The 26,338-nt window shown below is 41.5% G+C and carries 25 protein-coding genes; 17 read left to right on the top strand and 8 right to left on the bottom strand.

Going from position 1 to position 26,338, the window contains the following annotated elements; genetic code table 11:
* From uraH to xdhA, 5 genes are read right to left on the bottom strand one after another with little or no spacing between them, the layout of a single operon-like run.
* Positions 1-339: a hydroxyisourate hydrolase gene (gene uraH, locus OIZ54_RS03210; protein WP_264389701.1), complete on the bottom strand. Its 339-nt coding sequence runs from the start codon at positions 337-339 to the stop codon at positions 1-3.
* Positions 336-836, bottom strand: coding sequence for a 2-oxo-4-hydroxy-4-carboxy-5-ureidoimidazoline decarboxylase (uraD, locus tag OIZ54_RS03215; protein ID WP_264389702.1), 501 nt, complete (start codon positions 834-836; stop codon positions 336-338). Before uraD ends, uraH begins: the two co-directional genes overlap by 4 nt.
* Positions 833-1,723 (bottom strand): xanthine dehydrogenase accessory protein XdhC, encoded by an 891-nt coding sequence (xdhC, locus tag OIZ54_RS03220; RefSeq protein ID WP_248443439.1) that lies wholly within the window; start codon positions 1,721-1,723, stop codon positions 833-835. The genes uraD and xdhC overlap by 4 nt, the downstream gene beginning before the upstream one ends.
* On the bottom strand, positions 1,716-4,055 hold the full coding sequence (xdhB, locus tag OIZ54_RS03225) for a xanthine dehydrogenase molybdopterin binding subunit (RefSeq protein WP_264389703.1): 2,340 nt from the start codon (positions 4,053-4,055) through the stop codon (positions 1,716-1,718). The genes xdhC and xdhB overlap by 8 nt, the downstream gene beginning before the upstream one ends.
* A complete protein-coding gene (gene xdhA, locus OIZ54_RS03230) occupies positions 4,042-5,541 on the bottom strand; it encodes a xanthine dehydrogenase small subunit (protein ID WP_264389704.1) in 1,500 nt (499 codons plus the stop codon). Before xdhA ends, xdhB begins: the two co-directional genes overlap by 14 nt.
* A gap of 200 nt (positions 5,542-5,741) precedes the next feature.
* On the opposite strand from xdhA, the gene OIZ54_RS03235 reads away from it, so the two are divergent.
* The 9 genes from OIZ54_RS03235 (at position 5,742) to OIZ54_RS03275 (ending at position 16,318) form a co-directional block, all read left to right on the top strand.
* Positions 5,742-7,301 (top strand): ABC transporter ATP-binding protein, encoded by a 1,560-nt coding sequence (locus OIZ54_RS03235; protein ID WP_264389705.1) that lies wholly within the window; start codon positions 5,742-5,744, stop codon positions 7,299-7,301.
* Complete coding sequence (locus OIZ54_RS03240) at positions 7,298-8,401, top strand: ABC transporter permease (protein WP_264389706.1); 1,104 nt, start codon at positions 7,298-7,300, stop codon at positions 8,399-8,401. The genes OIZ54_RS03235 and OIZ54_RS03240 overlap by 4 nt, the downstream gene beginning before the upstream one ends.
* A gap of 2 nt (positions 8,402-8,403) precedes the next feature.
* The gene (locus OIZ54_RS03245; RefSeq protein ID WP_029773012.1) at positions 8,404-9,330 is read left to right on the top strand and encodes an ABC transporter permease; all 927 of its coding nucleotides are present in this window, start codon (positions 8,404-8,406) and stop codon (positions 9,328-9,330) included.
* Between the two features lie 66 nt (positions 9,331-9,396).
* Positions 9,397-10,464, top strand: a complete 1,068-nt coding sequence (locus OIZ54_RS03250; protein ID WP_264389707.1) for a BMP family ABC transporter substrate-binding protein — start codon at positions 9,397-9,399, stop codon at positions 10,462-10,464.
* Between the two features lie 78 nt (positions 10,465-10,542).
* Positions 10,543-11,919 carry a uracil-xanthine permease family protein gene (locus OIZ54_RS03255; RefSeq protein ID WP_264389708.1) on the top strand — a complete coding sequence of 459 codons (1,377 nt, stop codon included), beginning with the start codon at positions 10,543-10,545 and terminating at the stop codon, positions 11,917-11,919.
* A gap of 30 nt (positions 11,920-11,949) precedes the next feature.
* Complete coding sequence (locus tag OIZ54_RS03260; protein WP_004587064.1) at positions 11,950-12,684, top strand: DUF5020 family protein; 735 nt, start codon at positions 11,950-11,952, stop codon at positions 12,682-12,684.
* Between the two features lie 211 nt (positions 12,685-12,895).
* Positions 12,896-14,794, top strand: a complete 1,899-nt coding sequence (locus OIZ54_RS03265; protein ID WP_264389709.1) for a TonB-dependent receptor domain-containing protein — start codon at positions 12,896-12,898, stop codon at positions 14,792-14,794.
* A 9-nt stretch (positions 14,795-14,803) separates the two neighbouring features.
* Positions 14,804-15,817, top strand: a complete 1,014-nt coding sequence (locus tag OIZ54_RS03270; protein WP_264389710.1) for an MBL fold metallo-hydrolase — start codon at positions 14,804-14,806, stop codon at positions 15,815-15,817.
* A 105-nt stretch (positions 15,818-15,922) separates the two neighbouring features.
* Positions 15,923-16,318: a DUF4019 domain-containing protein gene (locus tag OIZ54_RS03275; protein WP_248443452.1), complete on the top strand. Its 396-nt coding sequence runs from the start codon at positions 15,923-15,925 to the stop codon at positions 16,316-16,318.
* A gap of 183 nt (positions 16,319-16,501) precedes the next feature.
* Here the strand turns inward: OIZ54_RS03275 and OIZ54_RS03280 are convergent, their stop codons facing one another.
* Positions 16,502-17,401 (bottom strand): LysR family transcriptional regulator, encoded by a 900-nt coding sequence (locus OIZ54_RS03280; RefSeq protein ID WP_138685306.1) that lies wholly within the window; start codon positions 17,399-17,401, stop codon positions 16,502-16,504.
* 221 nt (positions 17,402-17,622) lie between these two features.
* Between OIZ54_RS03280 and OIZ54_RS03285 the strand changes: the two genes are divergently transcribed.
* The 6 genes from OIZ54_RS03285 (at position 17,623) to OIZ54_RS03310 (ending at position 22,011) form a co-directional block, all read left to right on the top strand.
* Positions 17,623-18,777 (top strand): iron-containing alcohol dehydrogenase, encoded by a 1,155-nt coding sequence (locus OIZ54_RS03285; protein WP_004587069.1) that lies wholly within the window; start codon positions 17,623-17,625, stop codon positions 18,775-18,777.
* 266 nt (positions 18,778-19,043) lie between these two features.
* Positions 19,044-19,637 (top strand): RDD family protein, encoded by a 594-nt coding sequence (locus tag OIZ54_RS03290; protein WP_064387094.1) that lies wholly within the window; start codon positions 19,044-19,046, stop codon positions 19,635-19,637.
* Between the two features lie 42 nt (positions 19,638-19,679).
* Complete coding sequence (locus OIZ54_RS03295; RefSeq protein ID WP_055018918.1) at positions 19,680-20,144, top strand: hypothetical protein; 465 nt, start codon at positions 19,680-19,682, stop codon at positions 20,142-20,144.
* Positions 20,145-20,164: 20 nt separating this feature from the next.
* A complete protein-coding gene (locus tag OIZ54_RS03300) occupies positions 20,165-20,659 on the top strand; it encodes a hypothetical protein (RefSeq protein WP_264389711.1) in 495 nt (164 codons plus the stop codon).
* Positions 20,660-20,709: 50 nt separating this feature from the next.
* The gene (locus tag OIZ54_RS03305; protein ID WP_264389712.1) at positions 20,710-20,889 is read left to right on the top strand and encodes a hypothetical protein; all 180 of its coding nucleotides are present in this window, start codon (positions 20,710-20,712) and stop codon (positions 20,887-20,889) included.
* Positions 20,890-21,375: 486 nt separating this feature from the next.
* The gene (locus OIZ54_RS03310; RefSeq protein ID WP_004587070.1) at positions 21,376-22,011 is read left to right on the top strand and encodes a trimeric intracellular cation channel family protein; all 636 of its coding nucleotides are present in this window, start codon (positions 21,376-21,378) and stop codon (positions 22,009-22,011) included.
* Between the two features lie 3 nt (positions 22,012-22,014).
* Here the strand turns inward: OIZ54_RS03310 and OIZ54_RS03315 are convergent, their stop codons facing one another.
* A complete protein-coding gene (locus tag OIZ54_RS03315) occupies positions 22,015-22,380 on the bottom strand; it encodes a GNAT family N-acetyltransferase (RefSeq protein WP_264389713.1) in 366 nt (121 codons plus the stop codon).
* Between the two features lie 357 nt (positions 22,381-22,737).
* On the opposite strand from OIZ54_RS03315, the gene OIZ54_RS03320 reads away from it, so the two are divergent.
* Both OIZ54_RS03320 and OIZ54_RS03325 read left to right on the top strand, forming a co-directional pair.
* Entirely contained in the window at positions 22,738-23,577 is an 840-nt protein-coding gene (locus OIZ54_RS03320; protein WP_264389714.1) for a YkgB family protein, read from the top strand.
* Positions 23,578-23,592: 15 nt separating this feature from the next.
* Positions 23,593-23,844, top strand: coding sequence for a Rho-binding antiterminator (locus OIZ54_RS03325; RefSeq protein WP_264389715.1), 252 nt, complete (start codon positions 23,593-23,595; stop codon positions 23,842-23,844).
* An 845-nt stretch (positions 23,845-24,689) separates the two neighbouring features.
* Here the strand turns inward: OIZ54_RS03325 and OIZ54_RS03330 are convergent.
* Positions 24,690-26,225: a hypothetical protein gene (locus tag OIZ54_RS03330; RefSeq protein ID WP_264389716.1), complete on the bottom strand. Its 1,536-nt coding sequence runs from the start codon at positions 26,223-26,225 to the stop codon at positions 24,690-24,692.
* Positions 26,226-26,338: the final 113 nt, after the last annotated feature.

Genomic DNA, 26,338 nt, shown 5'->3' on the forward strand with positions numbered 1-26,338 from the left:
TTAGCTGCCTCTGTACGTTGAGTAGCCAAATGGGCTAAGCAATAACGGAATATGATGGTGTTTTTGATCTTGCAATCTAAAGGTAATTTGCGCCTCTGGGTAAAATGCAGGTGTTTCTTGGTTTTCATAATAGCTGTCTAAGTCAAAAACCAGTTTATAGGTTGCAAATTCTACGTCTGTGTTGAGCCAGTCGGTAATTCGCCCGTCGCTATTTGTTTTACCTTGAGCAATTAATTGCCACTCGTTATTAGCGTATACAAACAATTGTACAGCTACATTTTCAGCCGGTTTGCCTGTGCTTGTATCGAGAATATGGGTAGTGATAGGGCTTTTATTCATAGCAATGACTCCAATCTTATTTTTGTTATTTTGGCTTGTTCGCCCGCGGCTATATTAAGCTCTGTGCTGCGGGTGTTGTGTATGCGCTGCTCAATAAGTTCAAGCATTTGTTCAGCACTTTTACCACTGGCACACACAATAAATATAAAGCCAAATTTACTGAGGTATTCTTTATTTAGCGCAATCATTTTTTTAAGGGTTTGCTCGTTTGCTTTACTCATTCCTGATTGTTCGTGCCCCGCTTTTTGCGCTGTAGCGGCGTACTTTTTACTTAATGTTGATAAATCGCCTATTTGCGGGTGGCCTTCAAAAGCGGCTAAATAATCGCTTTCGCCTAGGCTATCCCATACGCTTTGAGCGCTGTTAAATAAGTGCTCTTTGTTTTCAAATGGCATGATATTTAGCATACCGCTTACCCAGTTAGGGGAGGCGCAACAATGCTCTAATGCTTGATGCGCTTGCGCTGCATTTAGGTTATTAATTTTTAAGCTACTCATGCGTTTTCTTCCTCGTGCGTGGTGCTAATTAAGGCATTTTTAAGTGCACGCCATTGCAAGCCTTGGCGTTTGGGCGCATGGGTTTGCATAGCCTGATAAAGGCCAATTAACTGCCCGCTAATTGATATTGCCACTTCCATAGGGAGCTTGCCCGTTACATTTTCAAGCCCGACAGGGCAGGTCATTTGCTTTATTTGCTCGGTGGTAAAATCGCGATGGGCTAAGCGCTGTTTAAAGCGTTTTGCTTTGGTATCTGAGCCAATAACACCAAGCCAATTAGCATCAGCGCGTTTAATAATGGCTTGTGTAAGCGCAAAGTCGAGCTGGTGGTTATGGGTTAATATTAAGTAATTGTTAGCCTTTGGCGCGCGTTTAACTTGCTCTGTTGGCTCTTCATCAACCACTTTTATTACGTTATTAGGAATAACCTGCGGGAATACATCGGCGCGGCTATCTATCCAGCGTATACGCATAGGTAATTGCGCCAATATACCAATAAGCGCCTGTGCTACATGGCCTGCGCCGTATATGTCGAGGGTAAAGCGCTCGCATTGCATGCACTCAAGCATAACGGTGGCAGCTCCCCCGCAGCATTGGCCTAAATTTGCGCTTAGGTTAAATTGCTCTATCACTTGCGCTGCCTCGCCTTTGGCAAGTAGCTCGCGGGCTTTTTCTATAACTACGTATTCAAGGTGTCCACCGCCAAGGGTGTCGTAAATGTGCTCGCCGCTTATTACCATTTTAGAGCCCGTGCCACGTGGGGTTGAGCCATTGGTGCCAAGCACTGTGGCAATAACATAATTAGTGCCGCTTTGTTCGTGCTCGTTTATAGCTTGCGCCCAATTTTGCGTATGAAAACCCTGAAACGACTCATTTAAATTAGCCATGTTGCTGCTCCTTAAACCAGCTAGCGGTTTGCTCAATTGCATTTAATACACGCTCAGGTGTAGCAGGTGTATCAAGTGGGGCGGTGTATTTGTAATCGGCCACACTGCTTATAGCATTACGAATAGCACTCCACACACTAAAGGCCAACATAAACGGCGGCTCGCCCACTGCTTTTGATCTAAATACCGTGGTTTCTGGGTTGGCCGAGTTATATAAATTTACATTAAATTCGGCTGGGGTATCGCCAATTGCAGGAATTTTGTAGTTAGCAGGGCCAAAGCTTGCAAGCTGGCCTTTATCGTTCCATTGTAAGTCTTCGGTGGTAAGCCAGCCCATACCTTGCACAAAAGCGCCTTCAATTTGGCCTATATCAAGTGCAGGGTTAATTGAGCTGCCCACATCGTGCAGTATATCCACGCGGGTTACGGTGTTTTCGCCTGTCAGCGTATCTACTTCTACTTCACTGAGTGCTACGCCATGCGCGTAGTAAAAAAATGGCCGGCCTTCGCCTTTCGCTCTATCGTAATGAATTTTAGGCGTGGCGTAATAACCGGTTGATGAAAGCGATATACGATTCATATAAGCAAGGTTTGCAAGTTCGCTAAAGCTAATTTCGCCTTTGCTAAAGGTAATGAGATTATCTTTAAATACAATACTTTGGCTGTCTACTTCAAAGTGCTCACTTATAAAGTTTATTAAACGCTCTTTTATGGTATTTACCGCGTTTAGCGCCGCCATGCCATTTAAGTCAGTCCCGCTTGATGCGGCGGTTGGCGAGGTGTTTGGTACTTTGTCGGTACGGGTAGCGCTTATGCTTACTGCGTCAAAATCAACGCCAAAGCCATGGGCTACTATTTGCGCTATTTTTGTATTAAGCCCTTGGCCCATTTCGGTGCCGCCATGGTTTAAATGAATTGATCCATCGCTATAAACATGTACGAGTGCGCCCGCCTGGTTTAAGTGTTGTACGGTAAACGATATACCGTATTTAACCGGCGTCATCGCAAGGCCTTTTTTGATAATAGGCGATGATGCGTTAAAGGCTTTAATTGCCTTTTTTCGCGCCCAGTAATCACCCGACTCCTCAAGCTGGCTTATCATATCTTTTAAAATATGCTGCTCTACTGTTTGATGATACGGCGTGGTGTCGCGGCCTTTTTTGTATAAATTAAGTTTTCGGATCTCAAGCGGATCTTTACCTAATTTAGCGGCTATATCGTCCATTATCAGCTCGCCCATGATCATGCCTTGCGGGCCACCAAATCCTCTAAACGCAGTGTGGCTTACGGTGTTTACTTTACAGCGGTTCCCTTTAATGGTGGCAGCTGGGTAGTAATAAGCGTTATCAGCATGAAACATTGCGCGGTCGACAATAGCATCAGATAAATCAGGTGAATAACCACAAAACCCATTTACGGTTACATCAGCGCCTTCAATCAGGCCATTTTCGTCAAACCCTACATGGTATTGATTATAAAATGGGTGGCGCTTACCGGTAAGTTTAAAGTCGTCGCTGCGGGCTAGGCGCATTTTAACGGCGCAGCCAAGGTAGTAAACTGCAAGCGCTGCAAGGCAAGCCCAAGGCGCGCCTTGGGTTTCTTTACCGCCAAAGGCTCCGCCCATGCGGCGGGTTTCTACGTTTACAAAGCTAAATGGCTTTTTTAAAATTTTAGCAACTAAGTGCTGCACCTCTGTTGGGTGCTGTGTAGAACATTGCACATGAATCCCGCCATCGTTGTCGGGCTGAGCGAGAGCTATCTGTCCTTCAAGGTAAAAGTGTTCCTGCCCGCCTATGTGTATTTCACCTTTAAGTTGGTGGGCTGCATTATTTATGGCTTGCTCGCTATTACCGCGGTTAAGTGAATGCGGCGGCCTTACCCAGTGCTCTTTTTTAATCGCTTCTTTAATATCAAGTATGGGGGTGGTTTGATCGCATTCTATAACCACTAAGCGAGCAGCGCGGCGCGCAATGGCGTAGCTTTTGGCAACTACTACTAGCACAGGTTGTCCGTGGTATTGAATTTCGTGATTGGTTAATAGCACATCCCCAGGGAATACTGGGCCAATATCAAGCTTACCGGGTACATCATCGGCCGATAAAATACGTTTAACGCCTGCCACTTCAAGCGCTTTACTTGTATCAATTGATTTAATAAAGCCGCTGGTAATAGGCGCAAGCACAGGGTAGGCGTGCAAGCAGCCATGGGGCTCTGGGTTATCGTCGGCGTAGTTTGCATTGCCACATACTTGTTTTATTGCGCTTTCGTGATACTTAGATTGGCCAACACTTCCGCCTTGGGCTTTTAGTTTATCCATTTCAAAGTGACGCATGTGAAATCCTCGTAATGGCAATGTTGTTATTATTTTTACTGCTTGGCTGTGCACCGCAAAACTCAATACCAATACGCTGTAGTAAGTTTTTGCTTACCGTAGTGCGGTAATGTGCGCTGCTGCGTACATCGCTCATGGGAGCAAAGTCATCATTTATGGCACTAGCGGCATCTATAAACGTGCTTACTTGCAAAGGCTGAGCATTAAGTTTTTGCTCTATGTGTGCGGCGCGTTTTGGTATGGCAGCCATACCTCCCATGGCGCAGCGGGCATTGCTAATTACGCCTTGCGTTTGCTCTATAGCCAGCACTAAACACACAGTAGATATATCATCTTCAAAGCGTTTGGAAATTTTATGACACGCAAGCTTTAACGAGTCAGGGCGTTTAGGTACGGTAATTTTGCTAATGACTTCATCGCTTTTAATGACTGTTTTTTTGTAATCAACAAAGTAGTCGGCCACGTTTATTGTGCGTGTGCCTGCTGTGCTTAATAAATCTAAAGTGGCATTAAGTGCAATGAGTAAAGGGGCAGGATCGCCAATTGGAGAGGCGTTTCCTATGCTGCCACCTAAGGTGCCACTGTTACGTACTTGGTTAGAGCCAAGGCGTTCAAACAGCTCTTTAGACTCAGGGTAGTAAGTGTAAAACGCTTCAACAAATTGGCTGTAAGGTAGTGCTGCACCAATATGTAGCTCGCCGTTGTTATCGGTTAAAGTGCACAGTTCACTGGTTTGGCTAAGCGATATAATAATATCGGGCAATAGCATGTTTTGGCTAAGCTCAATGGCAAAGTCGGTGCCACCAGCAACCAAGTATGCCTGCGGGTAACGCGCTTTAAGCTCAACAAGTTGCGCTGCACTTTGCGGTAAATAAAACGTACGAGGGCCATTTTTTAAACAAGGAATGTCATCACCTATATTTAGTGATGCCTTAAATTGTGCCGCCATGGCAGAGTAAGGCTCATTTTTACGCTCGTAGCTATAAGCTTTTTCAACTGCAAGTAAAACAGGGCTGTAACCCGTACAGCGACATAAATTTCCCCCTAGCGCATGAATAGCGGCTTTTTTACCTGGGTAACTCGGGTTATTAATATAAAGCGCCAACATGCTCATTATTATGCCAGGGGTACAAAAACCACATTGCGAACCATGGCACTCAACCAATGCGCGTTGCACCGGATGTAAATCGTTAAGTGTAGGGTAAAGCCCTGTTGTTACAGCCTCTACGGTTACTATGTGTTTTGCGTGTGCATTACCTAATAAAAGCAGGCAGCTATTCATGGTTTTATAGTGCCAAACTGGCTCACCGTTTGAATTTAGTTTTTCTTCGCCAACTAAAATTGTGCATGCGCCACAATCGCCTGTTGCACACCCTTCTTTGGTGCCCATTTTCCCTTTTTTGGTGCGAAGCCAGTCCAAAATGGTGAGATTCGGCGCGCATTCTTCTACTTCTATTGGCGTGTCATTTAATATAAACGTAATCACACAGACCCCCTTAACTTTTATAAAGCCCTGATATGTAAAGGCTTGGCGTATATTTTTTCTTGTTGTTTTTAAGCAGGTAAGAAAAAAACTTTTTCATCTTGGTAAGTTAATTGCAGATACCATGCCATTGTTGACCGTTTGGTCAGCTAAGTTTCTAGGCTAGCTTATTTAACCAACAAGCACAAAGAAAGGTTTAAATAATGGACAATAAATACCGCCTTACTATGCAGGGAATGACAAAGCAGTACCCCGGATGTATAGCCAACGACGGCGTAACAATAAAAATAAAACATGGTGAGGTGCATGCCCTGCTTGGTGAAAACGGCGCGGGTAAAAGCACGTTAATGAAAATGCTTTACGGTGTAGTTAAACCTGACCAAGGGGACATGTTTTTTAATGGCCGCAAAATGGACATAAAAGAACCCGCCGATGCCCGCGAATTAGGCATAGGTATGGTGTTTCAGCATTTTTCGTTATTTGAAACCCTAACAGTTGCGCAAAATATCGCGTTAGCGCTGGGCGATTTAGCAGGGCATAGCAGCACACTTGCCAGCAGAATTAGTAAAACATCGGCTAGGTACGGCATGCCGCTGGACCCGCATAGGTTGGTGTCTACGCTTTCAACGGGCGAGCGCCAACGAGTAGAAATAGTCAGGTGTTTATTATTAGATATTCAACTGCTTATTTTAGATGAACCCACCTCGGTACTCACTCCGCAAGAAGTAGGTGCACTGTTTAAAACCCTGCATTCGCTTAAAAAAGAAGGCTGCTCGGTGCTGTTTATTAGCCATAAGTTGCATGAAGTTATTGGGCTTTGCGACAGCGCCACTATTTTGCGCGCCGGCAAGGTAAGTGGGCATTGCATTCCTAAAAACGAAACCAGCGAATCAATAGCTCGCTTAATGGTAGGCGACAGCACACCAATAAGTAACCAAACGCGCAGAGCGACTGGCACAGGTGATTTTTTAACAGTCGATAACTTATCAACCAGTGCGCAGGCGTTATTTGATATTGCGCTTAAAAACGTGAACTTTGCTGTAAAACAAGGCGAAATAGTCGGTATTGCAGGGGTTGCCGGTAATGGGCAAGAGGAGCTATTAAAAGCGCTTTCGGGAGAGGAGCCGCAAAAAGATAGCAACGCAATAAAATTTAAAAATACCGCTGTTGATGCGTTATGCCCTCTAAAAAGGCGCAGGCTCGGGCTTGCATGCGTACCAGAGGACAGGCTAGGGCGCGGCGCAGTACCCGATATGGACTTAGCGCACAATGCACTCCTTACCAGTTTTGATAGTGGTTTAGTTAAAAAAGGCTTTTTAGTAAAACAAAAAATTAGCCAACTCGCCGACAAAATCATTAAAAAATACAACGTAAAAACCCCCAGCAACCGTACTCACGCAGCAAGCCTTTCGGGCGGTAATTTGCAAAAGTTTATTATTGGCCGAGAGGTTGAGCAAAACCCACAATTACTGGTTATGTCGCACCCTACTTGGGGTGTAGATATTGGCGCGCAAGTTGCCATTCACGAGGCAATTTTAACGCTGCGCGACGAAGGCTGTGCAGTACTGGTTATTTCAGAAGATTTAGACGAGCTCTATAAAATTTGTGACCGAATTGGTGCAATTTGTGATGGTAAGCTCTCACCTATTTTAAATACCGACTGTGTACCACTTGTGCAATTAGGGCAGTGGATGGCGGGCGATTTTAATCACGACACTAAAAGCAACATAGCAAAAATAACACCGCAAGGAGCGCTGGCATGATAAAGCTTGAACCCCGCGTAGAGCGCTCAAACACATGGAGTTATCTCTCTCCTGTTTTAGCCATTTTACTCACTTTAATAACAGGTTATGTGGTGTTTACCTTATTAGGGCACGACTCGATCAATGCCTTATATACCTTACTCGTAGCGCCTATTTCTGACTGGTATGGCGTTACCGAGCTATTAGTAATGACCATTCCAATTTTATTATGTGCCTATGGTTTAGCGCTGTGTTACAGGGCGTCGGTGTGGAATATAGGTGCTGAAGGGCAGCTACTGATTGGCGGCGTATGCGCCAGTGCCGTAGCTGTTAACTTTGTTGACTCTACAAGTTCCTTTGCATTAGGGCTTACATTACTTGCAGGTATTGCAGGTGGCATGCTGTGGGCAGGCTTAGCCGCCTTTATGAAATTACGTTTAAACACCAACGAAATTTTAGTCACCATTATGCTCAATTACATTGCCGTTAATGTGTTGCTGTGGTCAGTACACGGGCCATTAAAAGACCCATACGGTTATAACTTTCCTGAAAGCGCCTTATTTGGCGATAGCACTTTACTACCAGTTTTATTTGAGGGTACTCGCCTTCATTTAGGGCTTGCATTTGCGCTATTAGCGCTGTGTGCCACATGGGTATTTATTAGTAAAACCTTTGTGGGTTTTCAAATACAAGTACTTGGGCTTGATGCATCGGCTGCCAAAATGGCGGGCTATAAACGTGCGCTTTTAATTGCTGGTGTATTGGTAATAAGTGGCGGGTTAGCTGGGCTTGCAGGGGCTGGCGAGGTGGCTGGGCCTATAGGGCAATTAGTGCCGCAAATATCCCCCGGTTATGGTTACGCCGCAATTATTGTGGCCTTTTTAGGGCGCTTACATCCGCTTGGGATCACCTTAGCAGGGCTGTTAATGGGGCTTATTTATATGGGCGGCGAAATGGCGCAAATAGAAATTGGCCTACCCAATGCCATTACCGGCATTTTTCAGGGCTTAATGCTGTTTTATTTACTCTCGTGCGATGTGCTTATTGGTTATCGCATTAAATTGTTACTGCCATTTAAACAACAAAAAACGCAGCTAACACCCATTGCACAGGAATCTTAAACATGGATTTAGAGGTAATCACAAATATTTTATACGCCACTATTCGCACCGGCACGCCTTTATTGCTGGTGGCTCTAGGTGAAATGGTATGCGAGAAAAGCGGCACACTTAACCTTGGGCAAGAGGGCATGATGTTATTAGGCGCGGTGGCAGGGTTTATAACCATGTACCAATGCGACAACCTCTTTATAGGCTTTAGCGTGGCTGCGCTTGTGGGGGTTATGGCGTCGTTAGTATTTGCGTTTGTAGCACTTAATTTAAATGCTAGCCAAGTGGCTGCCGGGTTAGCGCTAACTATTTTTGGCACGGGCTTGTCGGCATTTTTAGGTGTTGATTACGAAGGTAAAACCATTAATGCCCTACCTACTTTAGCAATTGCAGGATTTGAGCATATACCGCTACTGGGTAAAGCATTGTTTTCGCAAGATGCCATTGTGTATTTAAGTTGGGCATTAGTACTTGGCGCTTATTTATTTTTTAAATACCACAGGGCAGGGCTTGCGGTACGCGCTATTGGTGAAAACCCAGGGGTTGGTAATAACTTAGGCTTGCCTGTAATGCGTACTCGCTATTTAGCGGTGATGTTTGGCGGCGCAATGGCGGGTATTGCAGGGGCGTACTTGTCGCTTGCTTACACACCCCTTTGGACACAAAACATGACCTCGGGACGTGGCTGGATAGCACTGGCTTTAGTGGTATTTGCAAGTTGGCGAATTGAGCGGGTAATGCTAGGCGCTTATTTATTTGGTTTTGCCAGCATTATGCACTTAGTGGCACAGGCGCTTGGCTTAGCGGTGGATTCTAATTTACTGGCCATGCTGCCTTATGGTGCAACGCTTATAGTACTGATTATGCTAAGTAAAAATAAACAAAAACTAAAAATGTACGAACCCATGTGGCTAGGTAAGCCTTGGCATAAGGGCCATTAAAATTTTATACAAAGAGTAACAATAAGCCTTCAACAGGATATTAAAAATACAACACGGAGAATAACAATGAAAAAACTAATAACAGCGCTTGGCGTAGCACTTAGCTTAGGGTTAAGCACGAGTGCAATGGCAAAAGACAGCGTAAAAGTAGGGTTTGTATATGTAAGCCCGATTGGCGAAGCTGGTTGGACTTACACCCACGATGTAAGCCGCCGCTACCTAGAGGATAAATTTGGCGAAAAAATAAAAGCCACCTTTGTAGAAAGCGTGCCAGAGGGCGCCGATGCAGAGCGAGTTATTACACAACTAGCCAAAAGCGGGCACGATTTAATATTTACCACCTCGTTTGGCTACATGAACCCGACCATTAAAGTGGCTAAACGTTTTCCTAACGTAAAGTTTGAGCATGCAACAGGTTATAAACGCGCTAAAAATGTGGGCACTTATTTTGACCGTATTTACGAAGGGCGCTACTTAACCGGTGTTATTGCTGGGCACATGAGTAAGTCTGACAGTATTGGCTATATTGCCGCGTTTCCTATTCCTGAGGTAATACGCGGTATTAACGCGTTTACTTTAGGTCTGCGCTCAGTAAAACCTAACGCAAAAGTAAAAGTAGTGTGGGTTAATAGCTGGTTTGACCCAGGTAAAGAGCGCGAAGCTGCCGACAGTTTAATCGACCAAGGTGTTGATATTATTACCCAACACACCGACTCACCTGCGCCACTTCAAGCCGCAGAAGCCGCCGGAATATACGCCATTGGTTACCACTCAGATATGAGCGGCTATGGTAAAAAAGCGCACCTTACGGCGCCTGTGCATCATTGGGATGAGTTTTACGCCGAGCGCGTGCAGCAAGTGCTTGATGATAAATGGGAATCGCAAAATGTATGGAAAGGCATAGATGCCGGTATGACCCGCTTAGCGCCGTTGAGTAAAGACATTCCTGCCAATGTTGTTGCCGAGGTAGAGGCGATTAAAACCAAAATTGCCAACGGTGAGTTTCATCCATTTAGTGGCCCAATTAACAATCAGCAAGGTGAGCTGGTAACTAAAGCGGGGCAAACAATTGATGATAAAACCTTACTGGGTATGGACTTTTATGTAGAGGGTGTTGAAGGGCAGCTTAAATAAGCGCCACTGTATTTAAATTAAAACCTGGGCAAGGCATTTATACCTTGCCCATATTAAAGCGCTAAAAGGATGTTGACTATGTCAAACCAAGAAGCAATCTCAGAAGACATAATTTACGCAGTAGATGATAAACCAGGGCTGACCGAATCCTTTTTTGCTGCCCTGCAACATGTACTGGCAAGTTTTGTAGGTATTATTACGCCCACGCTTATTATTGGTGGCGTGTTGGGGCTTGGTAGCGAAATACCGTATTTAATTAGTATGGCGTTGTTTGTATCGGGGGTTGGTACATTTATTCAGGCTCGCCGTGTGGGGCCAATTGGCTCAGGGCTTATATGCGTACAAGGCACCAGCTTTGCGTTTTTAGGCACTATTTTGGCAACCGGTTTTACCGTAAAAGCCACTGGAGGCGGAAACGATGAAATACTTGCCACCATTTTTGCTGTGTGTTTTTTAGCAGCCTTTGTAGAGATATTTATCAGCTTTTTTATAGAAAAGCTTGGCAAAGTAATTAAGCCTGTAGTGACCGGTGTGGTGATCACCACCATTGGGGTTTACCTTATTAAAGTAGGCATGACCGACATAGGCGGCGGGCAATGGTTATTAACTAATATGCCTGAAAAGTTTGCCTCGCCAAGCAACTTAATTGTGGGCTTTTCGGTGGTGGCGCTGGTGGTATTACTAAATGCTAGCAAAAATCAGTGGGTAAGGCTTACCGCTGTAGTCGTTGCCATGTTAGTAGGCTGGTTACTTGCACTTATTTTAGGTATAGCCAAATTTAAAATGGGCGAATTTGATTTAATCGCCATGCCATTCCCCTTTAAATATGGTTTTAACATTGATTTTGGCGCCATGATTGCCTTTAGCTTTTTATACCTAATTACCGCCATTGAATCCACAGGCGATATTACCGCTAACTGCGCGGTGTCTAAATTACCGGTAAAAGGCGCAAGCTATTTAGCGCGTATACGCGGCGGTATTTTAGGCGATGGGGTTAACTCAATGATTGCTGCCGCATTTAATACGTTTCCTAATACTACTTTTAGCCAAAATAACGGCGTTATTCAGTTAACCGGTGTAGCAAGTAGATACATTGGCCTGTGGATTGGTGTAATTTTGATTATTTTAGGGTTATTTCCGGTGATTGGTGCCGTGCTACAAAATATTCCTAAACCAGTGCTAGGCGGTGCAACGCTTGTTATGTTTGGTACCGTGGCAGCCGCAGGGGTAAAAATTCTTGCAAGCGAAAAAATAAATCGTCGTAGCTTACTTATTATTGCGGTGAGCTTAGGTATGGGGCTAGGGGTAAGCTTTGTGCCCGAAATGTTTATAAATGCGCCTAAGCTGGTAACCGCTATTTTTGGCAGCGCTGTAACGGTATCGGGTTTAACCGCCATCGTTATGACGCTTGTTTTACCAGAAAATTATTCAGCAAGTACAGATCATCTTAACTAGACTAATAAAATTATAACAAAGGGATTAACAATGAAAATTACAACAATTAAAAAATTAGCCTTAGTCAGTGCTATCGCGGTGTGTTCAAGTAGTGTGTCGGCAAAAGAGCTGTGGTCAGATTTTAGTATAACCGCCATGACCGGCGCCGATTACCTCGAGCCGTTCTCGGGCGAGGAAGATGACAGAAGCGTAGTAACCATTGAACATGCATCGGGGCATACATGGGGCGGTACCTTCTTTTTTATGGATAGATTAAGTAACCCCGATGAAGTATACGGAGAGCTAAACATAAACCCAACGCTGTACAAGCCACAAAACAGCTTTGTTAAAGAGGTGTTTTTAGGCCTACAAACAGAATATGGCTCGGGCGATACCGATCAAAATAACTACTTATTAGGTGGCGGCGTATCGTTAGATGTACCAGGGTTCCAATATTTTAATGTGGCTTATTACCGTCGTTTTCAGGACGATATTGGCATAGAGCGTGAAGATAACAACCAAATAACCGTAACGTGGGGCTATAACAAGGGTAACTTTAGATACGATGGCTTTTTAGATATTGTTGACAGTACCGACACTATGTTTGGTAAAAGCGAAGGCGGTTTTAACTTTACCTCACAACTTAAATACAACATTGCTCCTATGCTTGGCCTAGACACAGGTCGCCTTGATGTAGGTATAGAATACGTATATTGGAAAAATAAGTTTGGTGTAGATGGTCAAACAGAGCACAACCCAAATTTGATGGTGAAATGGCATTTTTAAAACCTTAAGCGATACAGAATACAAAAAGGCTGCTAGTTAATGCAGCCTTTTTTGTACAATAAACGCAATAAAGTTGGCTTATTGTTAATAATAGCACTGGAGTAACTGCAGCTTAATTGATTAAGTTTTATTGTAAATTAATGAAATGTTAATTGCTGAAGTTATTGATAATTGTTATCATTACGTAAAATAACTAATTAAATACCCCGTAATGACTCTGAAAAACACTTTAGCTCTGCCTCTAATTGCTGTTGCGCCATTTTACACTTTGGCTAACGCTAACAATGATATAGAAACAATAGTAGTGACCGCCTCTGGCTTTGAACAAACCTTAGCGCAAGCGCCAGCTTCTATTACTTTAATTAGCAAAAAGCAGCTAGAAAACCGCGCTTATAAAGACTTAACCGATGCACTTAACGATGTTGCAGGGGTTACGGTTACCGGTGGTGGCTCGCGACAAGATATAAGCGTGCGTGGCATGCCAGCGCAGTACACTGCTATTTTGGTAGACGGTAAAAAGCAGTCAGGGCGTGAATCACAACCAAGCGGCAGCGGTGGCTTTGAGCAAGATTGTCTGCCACCACTAGATGCTATTGAACGTATTGAAGTTGTGCGTGGGCCTATGTCTACGTTGTATGGGTCGGATGCAATTGGCGGCGTTATTAATGTTATAACCCGTAAAAATTACGACAATTGGCATGCTAATGTTCGCCTAGAAACCACACAGCAAGAAAACAGTAATTCGGGTGATGAATACCAAGGGCAAATATATGCAGCGGGGCCATTAATAAAAGATTTATTAAGCGTTAACCTTTCGGCTCTTTACCAAGAGCGTGAAGAAGATGAAATTGAGCGCGGTTACGGTGAAAAAGAGCTGACAAGCTACAGTGGTACACTGCATTTAACAGCCACCCAGCACGATGTGATATCGCTTGAATACAGCGAACACGATCAAAAACGTATTTCTACCTCGGGGCTATCGTTACCTAATCGAAATAGTTCTAGCGAAACGAACAATAACCGCAGCACGTGGTCGTTAGCACATAAAGGTAGCTATAGTTGGGGCGCTGCGCATTCGTATATTCAACAAGAGTCGGTTGAAAACGAAGGCCGTGAAATAACCATCGAAAATACCTTAGCAAATACGCAGTGGTCAATTGCACTTGAAAACCACCATGTAACATTAGGCGGCGCATTTGAACAAGAAAAGCTTGATGACAAAACAACAAACGCAGCCACTATTACTAAAATAGATAACAAACAATGGTCGCTATTTGCTGAAGATGAGTGGAGCTTACACCCCGATTTTACCCTTACCACGGGTTTACGAGTTGATGATAACGAGCAGTTTGATTCGCACTTGAGTCCACGCCTATATGGAGTTTGGAATATTAATGAGGCATGGACCTTTAAATCGGGCGTAGCTACCGGTTACAGAGCGCCAGATTTACGCGAGCTTAGCCCTAATTGGATCCAAAGCAGCCGCGGTGGCGACTTATATGGAAATGCTGACCTAGAGCCCGAAACATCCGTCAGTAAAGAAGCGGCTGTGTATTATGCTAACAGTGATTTTCAAACTAATATCACGGTTTTTCATAATAGCTTTGAAGACAAAATTAACACCGTTTTATGTCCTATCACAGTGTGTGGTGATGAAACCGACCGCTATAACATCAATATTGATAAAGCGGTGACTTATGGGGCTGAGCTAAATATAGAAACAACGTTAAGTGCAGATATTACCCTTGCAACTAGCTACAGCTATACGTTTTCTGAGCAACGCAGTGGCGACAATAAAGGCCAGCCACTTACGCAAATACCTAAACATTTAGCAACGCTAAATATTAACTGGGATGTAAGCGATAATATTAATACGTGGGCACGTGCTAATTACCGCGGTAAAGAAACCGAAGCAGCCTCTATAACTAGCCGTTTAACCTCAGCCCCTTCTATTGCAACAGCAGATATAGGCAGTGCGTGGCAAGTAAACGGTAACGTTAAAGTTATGTTTGGTATTTACAATATATTTGATAAAGCAACCAGCTACGATGAATACGGCTATGTAGAAGATGGCCGACGCTACTGGCTAGCTATAGATACAAAACTATAAGGGGTGTTTATGCCAAAATTTATATTCTCTGCTGTGGTACTCAGCTTTTTAGCTACGCACCCAGCTATTGCGCAAAATACACAATTAACAGCGCAAGATTATGTCGAAAAAGGCATGCAGTACGCTGATGAGTTTCCGGGGTTAACAAGCCTATGCGATATACAAAACCCGTTACGTGATTTAACAAAGCGTGTTCGCACTAATAATGAAGGTAAAAAGCGCAGTAAAAAGTTGGGTAGTAAACGGCGCTCATCAACGATTGAACCTACACAAGTGTTTGACAACCTTTATTATGTAGGTACTGGTGGAGTGGCAAGTTGGGTAGTTAAAACATCACAAGGGCTTATTGTTATTGATGCGCTAAATAACAACGAACAAGCTAAAAATTACATTGAAAAAGGTTTGCTCACACTAGGCTTAAACCCCGAAGATATTAAGTATTTAATTATTAGCCATGGGCATGGTGATCATTACGGTGGGCAAGAGTACTTAGTTAATAAATACAAACCGCGTGTTGTAATGAGTGAGGTTGAGTGGCGACGCTTAGAACAACCAAAGCTTGATTTTGAAAGCCCACGTTGGGGCAAACGGCCAACAAGAGATATAAGCACAAAAGAGGCAGATACAATTACGCTTGGCGATACCAGCATTGGCGTTCATTTAACGCCTGGACACACCCCTGGCACTATTTCGTTGTTGTTCCCAGTATACGATAACGGCAAAAAACATATGCTAAGCCTGTGGGGAGGGACTGGGCTAAACTATGGGCCTGATATTGAGCGAATTAGCGCTTACAGTGTTGCCGCAAAACGTTTTGGCAATGTGGCAATACAAGCCGGTGTAGATGTGTTTATATCAAACCACCCTAAACGCGATGGTTCGTATGAGCGCATAAAGCAACTTAAAAATAGAGCCCCCGAGGCGGCGCATCCATTTGTAATAGGCCAAGAGCAAGCCTCGCATGGTTTTTCTATGTTAAGCGATTGCACATACGCGCAGGTTTTAAAAATTAAAGGAGAGTAAGGCACTTATTTGCAAAAGTTTTTAATATTAGGGGTTAACCATTTAACCAATGTGTTGTAATTTGGAGTATCTATATTTACTTTTAACGCCAGATTAAAAGGAAGAATGATGAAACCCCTCATTTTAATTTTATGCTTGTTTATAAGCTGCTCAGTGTGGGCCGAAACCACTAAAAATATGCCCGTAGCAATAAACTGGTTACAGTTAATTGATGCGGGTGAATACACAAAAAGTTGGCAACAAGCCGATGCGCTATTTAAATCGCAATTAAGTAAAGCAAACTGGAAAAGCGCCCTAAACACAGTGCGTGCGCCACTAGGTAAAGTGGCTACGCGAGAACAAATAAGTGCTAATGCTTACTCATCTTTACCTGGTGCCCCGCAAGGTAAATACCTTATTGTGCAATTTAAAACGCAATTTTCAGCAAGGCTTGCGGTTGAAACCCTTACATTAAGTAAAAGCAGTGGGCAATGGCGCGCGGTTGGCTATTTTATTAAATAACCAGCGTTCAATACCAATCCGTAATAATACATAATCATTTTCAGGGGCTAAACGTGTCGCTATCTGCGTTAAAAAATTCTCATTTAGAACAACTAAATAGCGAATTTTTTGCCTTGCTATCATCACGTTTACCTATCCTCAAAATAGATCACTTAATTATGCGGACTGGTATAAGTTAAAAAACTATTTTGCGTATTTATTAATATTAGAAAAAGCCATTAACACATCGCGAGCATAATTAAGCCGCGGGTGAGCAAGCGCCCCTTTACGCCACGCTAAGTACAAATTGTTTTCCGGCCCTTGCGGACCAAGTTTAATTAATCTACCCGATTGAATATCGTCATGACATATATAATCAGGCAGCACGGTATAGCCTACACCGGTTCTTACTATGCCGGCGAGCGCGCGTATGTCGGGGCAGCGAGCAATTATTTTTGACGTACAGCTTTGTTTAAATACAGTATCAAAATACTGGCGTATAAGCGGTAATTGGCTGTCGTAACTGACCACTGGCAGCGTATTTAAAAGTGCTGGCGTAATGGTTTGCCCCTCTAAGCTTTGCGCTAATAAACGGTGCGCCACCAGTACTAACTCTTCGCTGTCGAGCACTTCAAAGTCGTAAATTTTGTTATCGGGCAGAGAGGCTGTAATGGCCATATCGGCAACGCCAGTATCAAGCGCTGAATAAATTTGCTCACGATTACCAGGCAGCACGACCACATCAACATTGCCTGCTTGTAACAAATTTGCCAGCTGTGCTGAGGCAACATAACTAATATATTCGGCGGGCCCAGCCAGTGTAATCGTTCCGCTCACATCGTTAGAACGGGTGCGTACAGAGGCGACTTTTTGCTCTATAGCATCAAGGTGATTTGCCACTTGGCCTGCTAAATCGTGGGCGGCATTACTTGGTTCTACGCCTCGGTGACGCCGCTCAAATAACGATTTACCTACCACCGACTCCATTGTTTGTATATGCGCGGTTGCAGCTGGTTGCGAAAGCCCCAAATTTTTAGCAGCCCGAGAGATGTTTTTACAACGATATACCTCAACAAAGGTGCGTAATTGTACAAAATAAGACATAAAACATTAGGTATCAGAAATCCGATGGGTAAAGCAAGATTAACTGAATTCTACTTATTGTAAAGTGCGCGTACACTTGCGCTCGTTCAGTTAGACATTAACCGTTTTCATATTTAATTTATAAAATAGGTAATTAATTACTTGAAAGTTAACTATTAATTCCCATTTTATAAAGCAATGAGCACTAGGGGCTGAGCCCCGTAACCAAGTAGAGTACAAATATGTTAAATTTTGCATTTAAAAACCGCACCGAGATTTTATTCGGCAAAGATCAAATTAATGAGATCGCAAGCCGCGTACCAAGCCAAGGCAAGGTCATGTTTTTATACGGTGGCGGTTCGATCAAAAAGAACGGCGTATATGACGATGTAGTAAATGCACTTGAAGGTGTGGACTTTGTGGAGTTTTCGGGAGTTGAGCCAAACCCAACTTACGAAACACTTTCAAAAGCTGTAGAAATTGTGAAAGAGCAAAACGTTAGCTTTATATTAGCTGTAGGCGGCGGTAGTGTTATCGACGGCGCTAAATACGTTGCGGCAGCAGCAAAATACGAAGGCGACGGCTGGGATATTTTAGTTAATGGCGCAGAAGTAAAAAGTGCATTACCTATTGGCGCGGTATTAACGCTTCCGGCTACTGGCTCAGAAAGCAACGGTAACTCAGTTGTTACCCGTAAAGAAACCCAGCAAAAACGTGCCTTTGGTACGCCAATAGTGCAACCGCAATTTGCCGTACTTGATCCTACGTATACATTCTCACTGCCAACTCGCCAAATTTCTAACGGTGTAGTTGATGCGTTTGTACATGTTATTGAGCAATATTTAACGTACCCAGTTAATGCGCCACTGCAAGACCGTTTTGCAGAAGGTATTTTATCTACGCTAATTGAGCAAGGCCCTAAAGCCCTTGAAAACCCAGAAGATTACGATGTTCGTGCAAACGTAATGTGGTCGGCAACGATGGCACTAAATGGCTTGATTGGCCAAGGCGTACCGCAAGATTGGTCTACGCATATGATTGGCCACGAGCTAACAGCGCTTTATAGCTTAGATCACGCTGTAACACTTGCAATTGTATTACCACCGCTAATGTTTGTTCAGCAAGAGCAAAAACGCGCTAAAATTATTCAGTTAGGTGAGCGTGTATTTGGCCTTGATATGCAAGACAAAAACGAGCTGATTGATGCAACCATTAAACATACTCAAGACTTTTTTGAGCAAATGGGCATTAAAACAAAACTTGGCGATTACGACCTAGGTGAAGACGCGGTTGAAGCCGTTGCCAACAACCTAGAGCGTAACGGCATGACAGCCCTTGGCGAGCATGGCGATATTGACATAGCTAAAGCGAAGAAAATTTTAAGCCTAGCGCTTTAATTTAATTGTTTTTTGAATGGCGCTTTTTAGCGCCATTTTTTATGCTCAAAAAGCTAAAAGCTAAAAGCTAAAAGCTAAAAGCTAAAAGCTAAAAGCTAAAAGCTAAAAGCTAAAAGCTAAAAGCTAAAAGTTAAAAGTTAAAGGCTAAAAACTAAAGGCTAAAAACTAAAGGCTAAAAGCTACGCCAGTCTTTAATTTAAGATATTGAATAAATTACTAAAGCTATGCTACTTTGAGATAAATTACGTAAAGGAATCCCCCCAAGCATGGATACCCCAATAGACTTTTCTACGTACACATTAGATGAACTTTACTCCAGCGCAAAAGTCATTGACCGAGAACGCTTTCCTGAGCGCGCAAAAGAAATAGACGAGCTTATAAAAACCCGAGAAGCGCAAGAGCCCGCACACAATGCCGACCTAAAAATAGCGGGAGAAAAAGCATCACGCGGGGACAGGCTTGTTGCTGCTATTATTGACGGCCTATTAGGTATAGCGGTTTTTATACCTGTAATAATGTATATCGGTTTTGAAAGTTTAAGCCAACCAAATCTGAGTTTAACGGCATTTTTATGGGGCTTCGGTGTGTTTTCTATGTTAGTGCTTCATGGTTACCTTATGTATCACCGCGGACAAACTATTGGTAAATACTGCATGTCTATTCGTATAGAAAACCTAGACGGCACACAAGCAAGTTTTACAACTATTTACTTTAAACGCATGTTACCTATGCAGCTGCTATCACTAGTCCCTTCGGTAGGTCAGTTTATTGCTGGATTTGTAAACCCTGCATTTATATTAGGAAAAGATAAACGCTGTTTACACGATCATATAGCGGGAACAAAAGTGAGTAATATTTAGCAATAGCAATACTCAGCGAAGGATAATACTTTAAAGGGATTTATGAAAAAACTAACAAGGTACAAAAAAACACCCAGCGCAAAACTACTTTGGACGCTTGGTTTCAACACATTTATCGCAGTTATAGTTTTATTTTGGGTAGAGGTATTTATTGAACAGCCTTTGCTGCATCAATTTTTATACCTCTTTGCGTTTGTATTATTGAGGTTTTTTTCACAGTGGTATTGTGCAAACACAGAACAGGCTCATGCAATTGAAATTGTAAATGGCGAGTTTGAACTACTCGGCATAAATATAAAAGTGTCTGAGCTAGAAGAAGTGCTTTATTGCCAAACTAAGCGTTTTGAGCATATTTTACGATTTAAGTTTAAAAACGCGACATACCAAGATATTGAAATAACCGCTCCAGATTTAATTGACGACCTACGTTTTTACTATTTTATGGTTGATAACGGCCTACCAGTAAAAATGACAGATGATAGTGGCCGTTTTTTTGACGAAGATTAACAGCGCAGCAAGGAGCAGTAATGAGCATACAGGCTTTAATATTTTTGATGCTAGTAAGTGTCATCTTTAGTGGATATTCATATGCAAGCTCATTTGAAGGATGTTATTCCACAACGGATAAAATAACGAGCGCGACTCCTATGCTCAACAAAGATGGAGGCGAAAGTAATGAGCATTTTAAACTAAAAACGAGTTACATAAATATATTCAAAGAAGGCGAAAAATATTTTACAGAAGGCCTTATATGGGGCTACAACTTTCATATTTGCACTATCACAGCGCCGCTTGAGGGAACTACAGAACCATTACCTTTAGTACTAAAGGATAAAAAACTGGTGTTTGCAGAGAAAGAGCCCGAATACGACATTAACTGTAAGTTTGAGCTAGAATTTGATGAGAATGGTTTAAATATTAAGGATGAAAACTACCATTGTTCTAACTATATTTTTTACTGTGGTGCACATGCAGGTGTGCATGACGTTCTGCTTGCTAAAACCAATAAAGGCTGTAACTAACTAAGCGAGTTTATTATTTAACTTAACGATACAGCTAACAGGGACTTACCATGCGCGGCTTTTTATTATTTATTGGTTACTCATCTTATATTGGCAGTGTGGGCGATGGCCTGCTTGGCTTGTATGCACTATGGGTTTTAATAAGTAATAATTTAGCATTTTTAAGCTTATCGCTTAATGACTTTTTAGCGCAGTATGTAGAGTTTATACCAATCCGCTTAATTAAGTGATCTATTTTGAGGATAGATAAACGTGTTGATAGCTAGGCAAAAAATTCGTTATTTAGTTATTCTAAATGATAATTTTTTAACGCAGATAGCGACACGTTTAGCCCCTAAAAATGATTAAGTATTATTGCGGGTTGGTATTAGATATTGGGTGAAGCAGGTTGCTTTTTATGTCATGCCGCAAAGCTTTGCTAATTGGTTATTCGGCATTCCAGCTGTTGTTTACTTTCCCGTACGTATATTAATGAGCTTAGTAATTGACTAAAAAAGGCGACTCAGCTAAAAATAAATAATGTGTAAAAACTACTCACTTTTAAAATAATTACCTTTTAAAATATCGCATATCACAATAACCCATCATTAATTTCATCAAAAGTTTATTAACCCATTGTTTTTAAATGTACTTTTAATCCTCGTTTTTGGCTTTTGCTAATTACATCTGGCATATAAATTGATACACCAAAGTATTAAATTTAAAAGGGAATGCACATGACTGCTGAATACTTTATGGTGCTGGGGCTGCTCGGAGTGGCTTTTTTTGCGGTTGCAGGAGCACTGCTAGGCTACGAAAAAAACATAAGTGGTTTTGGGGTAGTGGTGGTCGCAACTGTTACAGCTTTAGGTGGCGGCACGCTAAGAGACATACTTTTAGATAAACCTATATTTTGGATAGCTACGCCTGAGTATTTATACTCAACTTACGCCGCTATTATTGCCACCATATTTTTTGTGCGTTACTTACCTCATGTAAATAACTATTACTTTTTATTAGTCGATGCTATAGGTATGGCATTATTTAATATTATGGGGATAGAAAAAGCCTTAATAAGCGGTACAGGTATGGTAATAGCGATAACAATGGGGATCACCACAGGGATTTTTGGCGGCCTAATACGAGATGTAATTTGCCGCGAAGTACCCTCAGTTATGCGAAACGAGCCCTATGCTTCAGCCTGTTTAGTAGGCGGCCTAGTTTATGCTGCGCTGTTTACCATAGAAGTCGATTACATTTGGTGTATTTTAGGCTCACTTTTTACCACTGTATTTTTAAGATTAGGCTCGCTTAAATGGGGCTGGCACCTAACCATTTTCAGAAAAAAAGATTTTAAAGATCAAAGAGAGTAGCTCTTAGTTATTTATAGGCTGGGTTTGCATATGGTACTCATAGTTATCTTCCCCAGTGACCTTAAAGCCTAGTCGAGTATAAAGTGCTTTAGCAGGGTTGTTTTTAAGTACTGTTAGTTTGATAGGCTTTAACTGTGCAGTTTTAATTACTTGCTCAATAACGCCTCTGCCGTAGCCTTTATTTTGATGGTTGGGGTGTATTTGCAATTGCATTATTTCAATGTGGCTACCCCATATCTTGTACTTTAGCGTACCTATAGTTTCACCATTAAACTGTATAAGATGAGAGCAATCGTATTGCTCGTCAACCCTTTCATTATGCTGTTGCTCAGTTAAAAATAAGCCGGCCACCTCAAGGTGCTCTACCATAGTAAGTTTTCTAAGACATAATTAATAACCTGAGCCTTGGCTAATAAATCTATCTCAAGCAGCTATTTTTAGCGCTAACTGCGTTGAATTTACTTGCAATAGGCTAGCTATTGACGCGCAAATTCGCCTTGTTTTCGCTTAAAATTTCTAGCTAGAGAAAACAGACCCAGTAACATTACTAACCAACTATATCTAAATCTCTTAACCAAAGCTCAGGTTAAACCTCTTTTCGGGCGTGGCTTTTGTAAACGTAAAAACCAAAATGTCCTTCCTTGTATTAAAAAATTTAACTTTAGTTGAATCACTTTTTGTAAAAATTAGGTCTTTATTAGCCATTACAGATTTAATGGGCACACAATGAACATAACACACACAAATAACGCACTCACCTTTTTACTTACACTCAGCTTTGCATTACTTGGTGTATCGTTTGCTTTAGGTGCAAACCCAAACACACTCTCAGCTACCTTTAGTTTTTATGAACTTGATACCTTACTCAGTAACAATACATTAGGTTTGCTCACAGGCAGCGCTATGATTGCGTTGGCAGTCACCACCTTAGCTGCGCATTTAAAATTAATAAAGCCGATGCCTGCACTTATACTCGCGTTAGTTGTTAGCATAGTGCCTTTACTTACCTTATTTGCCAGTAACCGCTGGATGGCACACTTAGGCGGCTTTCCAATTATTGGCAGTGGGCAAGGCATAATTAAATACTTTGCTGTTATCCCTTTGTATTTATTTTTGTTTTATAAAAATAAGCTAACAGACAAACAACACGTACTTTTAAACTTTATACCGGTTGCTATGGTTTTACTGTGGATTGGCGGCATGAAATTTTATGAGTTTGAAGCCAACGCCATTGTAGGCCTAGTAGAAACCTCACCGTTTATGTCGTGGTTATACACGGTATTTAGCGTACAAGGCGCATCAAATATCATTGGTGGGTTTGATGTATTATTTGCAGTACTACTTGGTGCGGGCATTTTACTTAACAATAAAAAGCTTATTATTGTTAGTGGCTTTGCGTGTTTAAGTGTATTTTTAATGACCCAAACATTTTTAATAACCGCAACCGGTGCATTTAGCTCAAGCACATTATTAGAGCGTTTAGGGCAATTTGTAATTAAAGATTTATGGTATGTAGGCAACCTAATTGTTATTGCCACTTTAATGCTACTTAAGCCAGCTAAATAATATAAAGAGGACGTTATGATCAGTTGCCACCAATACGACTACATCGAAATTGCCTGTATGCACCATTTACGCATTGAGCTTATATTAAAAAATGGTGATAGTGTATGTGGTGTAGCAACTGATACAAAACGCAATGCACTCAAACAAGAGTGCATTGCCATTAACCTAAATGGCGAGCTAAAGCTTATAGAACTTACCAGCATTAGCGTAATTAAAGCCCTCACAAAAAAAACGTATTTTAATAAAGTACACTTTGAGGCTAAGTAAAAAACACCCTCGATAGCTTTATTTACTATGGTGCAAAATCAGCGCCGTAAACTCTTTTTAAAATGCTCTATGTACCTGACCCGTGGCGTTAACCCTCATTCTCAACACTTACTGATATAAATAACCTTAATTAACACGGTTTTAGTTCCTTATCACATATTACTTTTATAATAGGGCTAATCACTTGTTTACATTAAAGTTAATTAGTTAAATTATTGGGCTGTGCCTCATGTTGTTATGATGTTTCAACCAGGTTCTAAATGAGGCATTTAGGTGAATCGGGCATTAATGGTGTTTCTCTCAATATGGAACTTCAGACTAAACTGCCAAAGGCTTTATAAAGCCGATCATTGAAGCGAGTGATATAGATGTTGTTCTACATATGTTTGAGACTAAGATCCCAGAACACTGTGCTAACAACGTAAGCAGCACAGCTTTCAAAAAATATTCTTGGTGGATCAGCATGGATTATATACTTATGACTCAAAAGCTGTATGGAAGAAATCATATAAGCAATTTTTGGCTAGTTTATAAACTAGCTCCGCCGTCGTTTGAGGGCTGCTTTTTATTGTGATTTAGAATATACAATAGATATATTTAACTTTTTTGGTTTGGAATGTTATTAGATCTGACTCTAAAGATAAGTAGTCTTCAGAGTGACTATTAATATAGCCACTCATTAATGCTATTAGCCCTTGTTTGACTGGCTAGAATTGGTGCGACGTGCTTCTACATTACGACGAGCTATAGCCGCGGCAGCGTTAGCACGAGCTGCTGCTCTGATGTTTTGTTGCTGTTTACTCATAACTACACTCCTTCAGTGATTGGCACCATAATATAGAAAATTATTCTTCAGTACTAGGGTTATTAGAATTTTTTAGGCTCTGGACAATGGCAATTGAGTCAATATGAGTATAGGCCATTCGAGCGATAACGAGTCTTAATGGTCGAGTGAAGTCTGCAAAGAACTCGAAATTTTTTCTCGTTCCCGAAAAAATATTTTCCGAATTACGATAAATATTCAACACACCAAGAAAACGGTCAAGGTCAGCTTCATGTTCAGGTGTCAGCTCATAATGCCTAGTAGCTACAGGCATACTAACGATTGAACGACCTTTTTTGTCATTCGTAAAATATTTTATAGCCTCATTTTGGATGTCTTCACTGTAATAGCCAGCCGCCTTAGCTGTTTCTATAGTGTCATTAATAAATTGAGGTTTACATTCTATAATTGCACGTGGAGCGCCTATAACATTATAGTTGATTGCTTCACTTACATTATCTTGCCAATAGATCGGCATAGTTGCGTTAGCCACGGATGAATCTATTTCAAATTGCTCAGGGATAATAATATGACTATCTGGTTCTACAGACTTAAATAAATGAGCTTGATTAAGTTTGTTATCACTTTGTTTAACATTAACGCTATAGCGCTTATCAATATATAGCAAGAAGTGGGGTTGCGCACCAAACGGAATTTCAAAACGAATACTATTCGAGGGGTGAGTAGAGCTAAAATATGAGGATACATCTTGATTATCAGATTTTAGACAAAGCATTAAATTAGCTCGATATTGAACTTCATTTTGAACTGAAGGATCAACATTGTCGTATGCCTGCGCTAAACGCCCTAGAGCCATAAGTGCACATCTTATAACTTTCCTTTGTTCTTCTAAAACTTTTTCTCCCTCTTCAGGTGTTTTATACCCATCTGTTTCATTAGCTAAATATGAATACTCAACAAAAGTTTGCTGCGCCATATCCTCAATAATATCTGAATACTCAGCTAGTTTTTTAGCAAAGTAAGGTGGAGGAGCTACTTGAATAGCGAGACGAAGCTTTTCTGACTGAGCATTCTCATATTCTTCCCTTTCTGTTTTTAATTGACTCCCATGTTTACCATGAATTACATAGAAAGAAACTATAAACAAAATAGCCACACCTATAGGAGATATAGTAAATGTATTTTCAGTGCATTGATTAGCAGTAATATGGCATTGAATTACTGTATTAATATCGTTAGATGTTATAGATACAAATGCACCAACCAATACTGTAGTGACTGTAAGTAACTGTGCCGCAACATGACTTCCTGTATAACTTTTAATTGGATGATTTTTAAACCACTGGCTGCCAACGAAGACAAAAAAACTCAGAAAGAAAATGACAAATTTTACTAAATCCCATGCTAATTTTTTAACAAGAAAAATTATTTGATCCAGATCTGTAGTTAAGATAGAAACTTCATATAAAGTTAGTGCAGAAAATATATTTGAAGCTAAAAAGCACGCCCACAATATTAGTAAGACATAAATAATCAGATTGAAAACTTCTCTCGTACTTTGACTTTGTATCAATTTTATAAATGTATCTTTCTTCAAAAGACGCTCCTCATATATCTAGTCGAGTAGTAAGCAAAATTAATGCGTTATCAATAAGTTTATTTTATGTTTCAAAACTGAAAACTGAAGTTTTAAAATTTCCACATCGTAAT

This window comes from Pseudoalteromonas sp. A3, from assembly GCF_025942345.1.
Taxonomy (GTDB): domain Bacteria; phylum Pseudomonadota; class Gammaproteobacteria; order Enterobacterales; family Alteromonadaceae; genus Pseudoalteromonas; species Pseudoalteromonas atlantica.

Bases quoted from the DNA above. Each gene is read 5' to 3' on its own strand.
- OIZ54_RS03310 (WP_004587070.1), top strand. From the start codon at position 21,376: ATGACTGCTGAATACTTTATGGTGCTGGGGCTGCTCGGAGTGGCTTTT.
- OIZ54_RS03240 (WP_264389706.1), top strand. From the start codon at position 7,298: ATGATAAAGCTTGAACCCCGCGTAGAGCGCTCAAACACATGGAGTTAT.
- OIZ54_RS03260 (WP_004587064.1), top strand. From the start codon at position 11,950: ATGAAAATTACAACAATTAAAAAATTAGCCTTAGTCAGTGCTATCGCG.
- xdhC (WP_248443439.1), bottom strand. From the start codon at position 1,723: ATGGCTAATTTAAATGAGTCGTTTCAGGGTTTTCATACGCAAAATTGG.
- OIZ54_RS03320 (WP_264389714.1), top strand. From the start codon at position 22,738: ATGAACATAACACACACAAATAACGCACTCACCTTTTTACTTACACTC.
- OIZ54_RS03305 (WP_264389712.1), top strand. From the start codon at position 20,710: ATGCGCGGCTTTTTATTATTTATTGGTTACTCATCTTATATTGGCAGT.
- OIZ54_RS03315 (WP_264389713.1), bottom strand. From the start codon at position 22,380: ATGGTAGAGCACCTTGAGGTGGCCGGCTTATTTTTAACTGAGCAACAG.
- OIZ54_RS03245 (WP_029773012.1), top strand. From the start codon at position 8,404: ATGGATTTAGAGGTAATCACAAATATTTTATACGCCACTATTCGCACC.
- uraD (WP_264389702.1), bottom strand. From the start codon at position 836: ATGAGTAGCTTAAAAATTAATAACCTAAATGCAGCGCAAGCGCATCAA.
- OIZ54_RS03250 (WP_264389707.1), top strand. From the start codon at position 9,397: ATGAAAAAACTAATAACAGCGCTTGGCGTAGCACTTAGCTTAGGGTTA.
- OIZ54_RS03235 (WP_264389705.1), top strand. From the start codon at position 5,742: ATGGACAATAAATACCGCCTTACTATGCAGGGAATGACAAAGCAGTAC.
- OIZ54_RS03300 (WP_264389711.1), top strand. From the start codon at position 20,165: ATGAGCATACAGGCTTTAATATTTTTGATGCTAGTAAGTGTCATCTTT.
- OIZ54_RS03265 (WP_264389709.1), top strand. From the start codon at position 12,896: ATGACTCTGAAAAACACTTTAGCTCTGCCTCTAATTGCTGTTGCGCCA.
- OIZ54_RS03270 (WP_264389710.1), top strand. From the start codon at position 14,804: ATGCCAAAATTTATATTCTCTGCTGTGGTACTCAGCTTTTTAGCTACG.
- OIZ54_RS03285 (WP_004587069.1), top strand. From the start codon at position 17,623: ATGTTAAATTTTGCATTTAAAAACCGCACCGAGATTTTATTCGGCAAA.
- OIZ54_RS03255 (WP_264389708.1), top strand. From the start codon at position 10,543: ATGTCAAACCAAGAAGCAATCTCAGAAGACATAATTTACGCAGTAGAT.
- OIZ54_RS03325 (WP_264389715.1), top strand. From the start codon at position 23,593: ATGATCAGTTGCCACCAATACGACTACATCGAAATTGCCTGTATGCAC.
- uraH (WP_264389701.1), bottom strand. From the start codon at position 339: ATGAATAAAAGCCCTATCACTACCCATATTCTCGATACAAGCACAGGC.
- OIZ54_RS03290 (WP_064387094.1), top strand. From the start codon at position 19,044: ATGGATACCCCAATAGACTTTTCTACGTACACATTAGATGAACTTTAC.
- OIZ54_RS03295 (WP_055018918.1), top strand. From the start codon at position 19,680: ATGAAAAAACTAACAAGGTACAAAAAAACACCCAGCGCAAAACTACTT.
- OIZ54_RS03280 (WP_138685306.1), bottom strand. From the start codon at position 17,401: ATGTCTTATTTTGTACAATTACGCACCTTTGTTGAGGTATATCGTTGT.
- OIZ54_RS03275 (WP_248443452.1), top strand. From the start codon at position 15,923: ATGATGAAACCCCTCATTTTAATTTTATGCTTGTTTATAAGCTGCTCA.
- xdhB (WP_264389703.1), bottom strand. From the start codon at position 4,055: ATGCGTCACTTTGAAATGGATAAACTAAAAGCCCAAGGCGGAAGTGTT.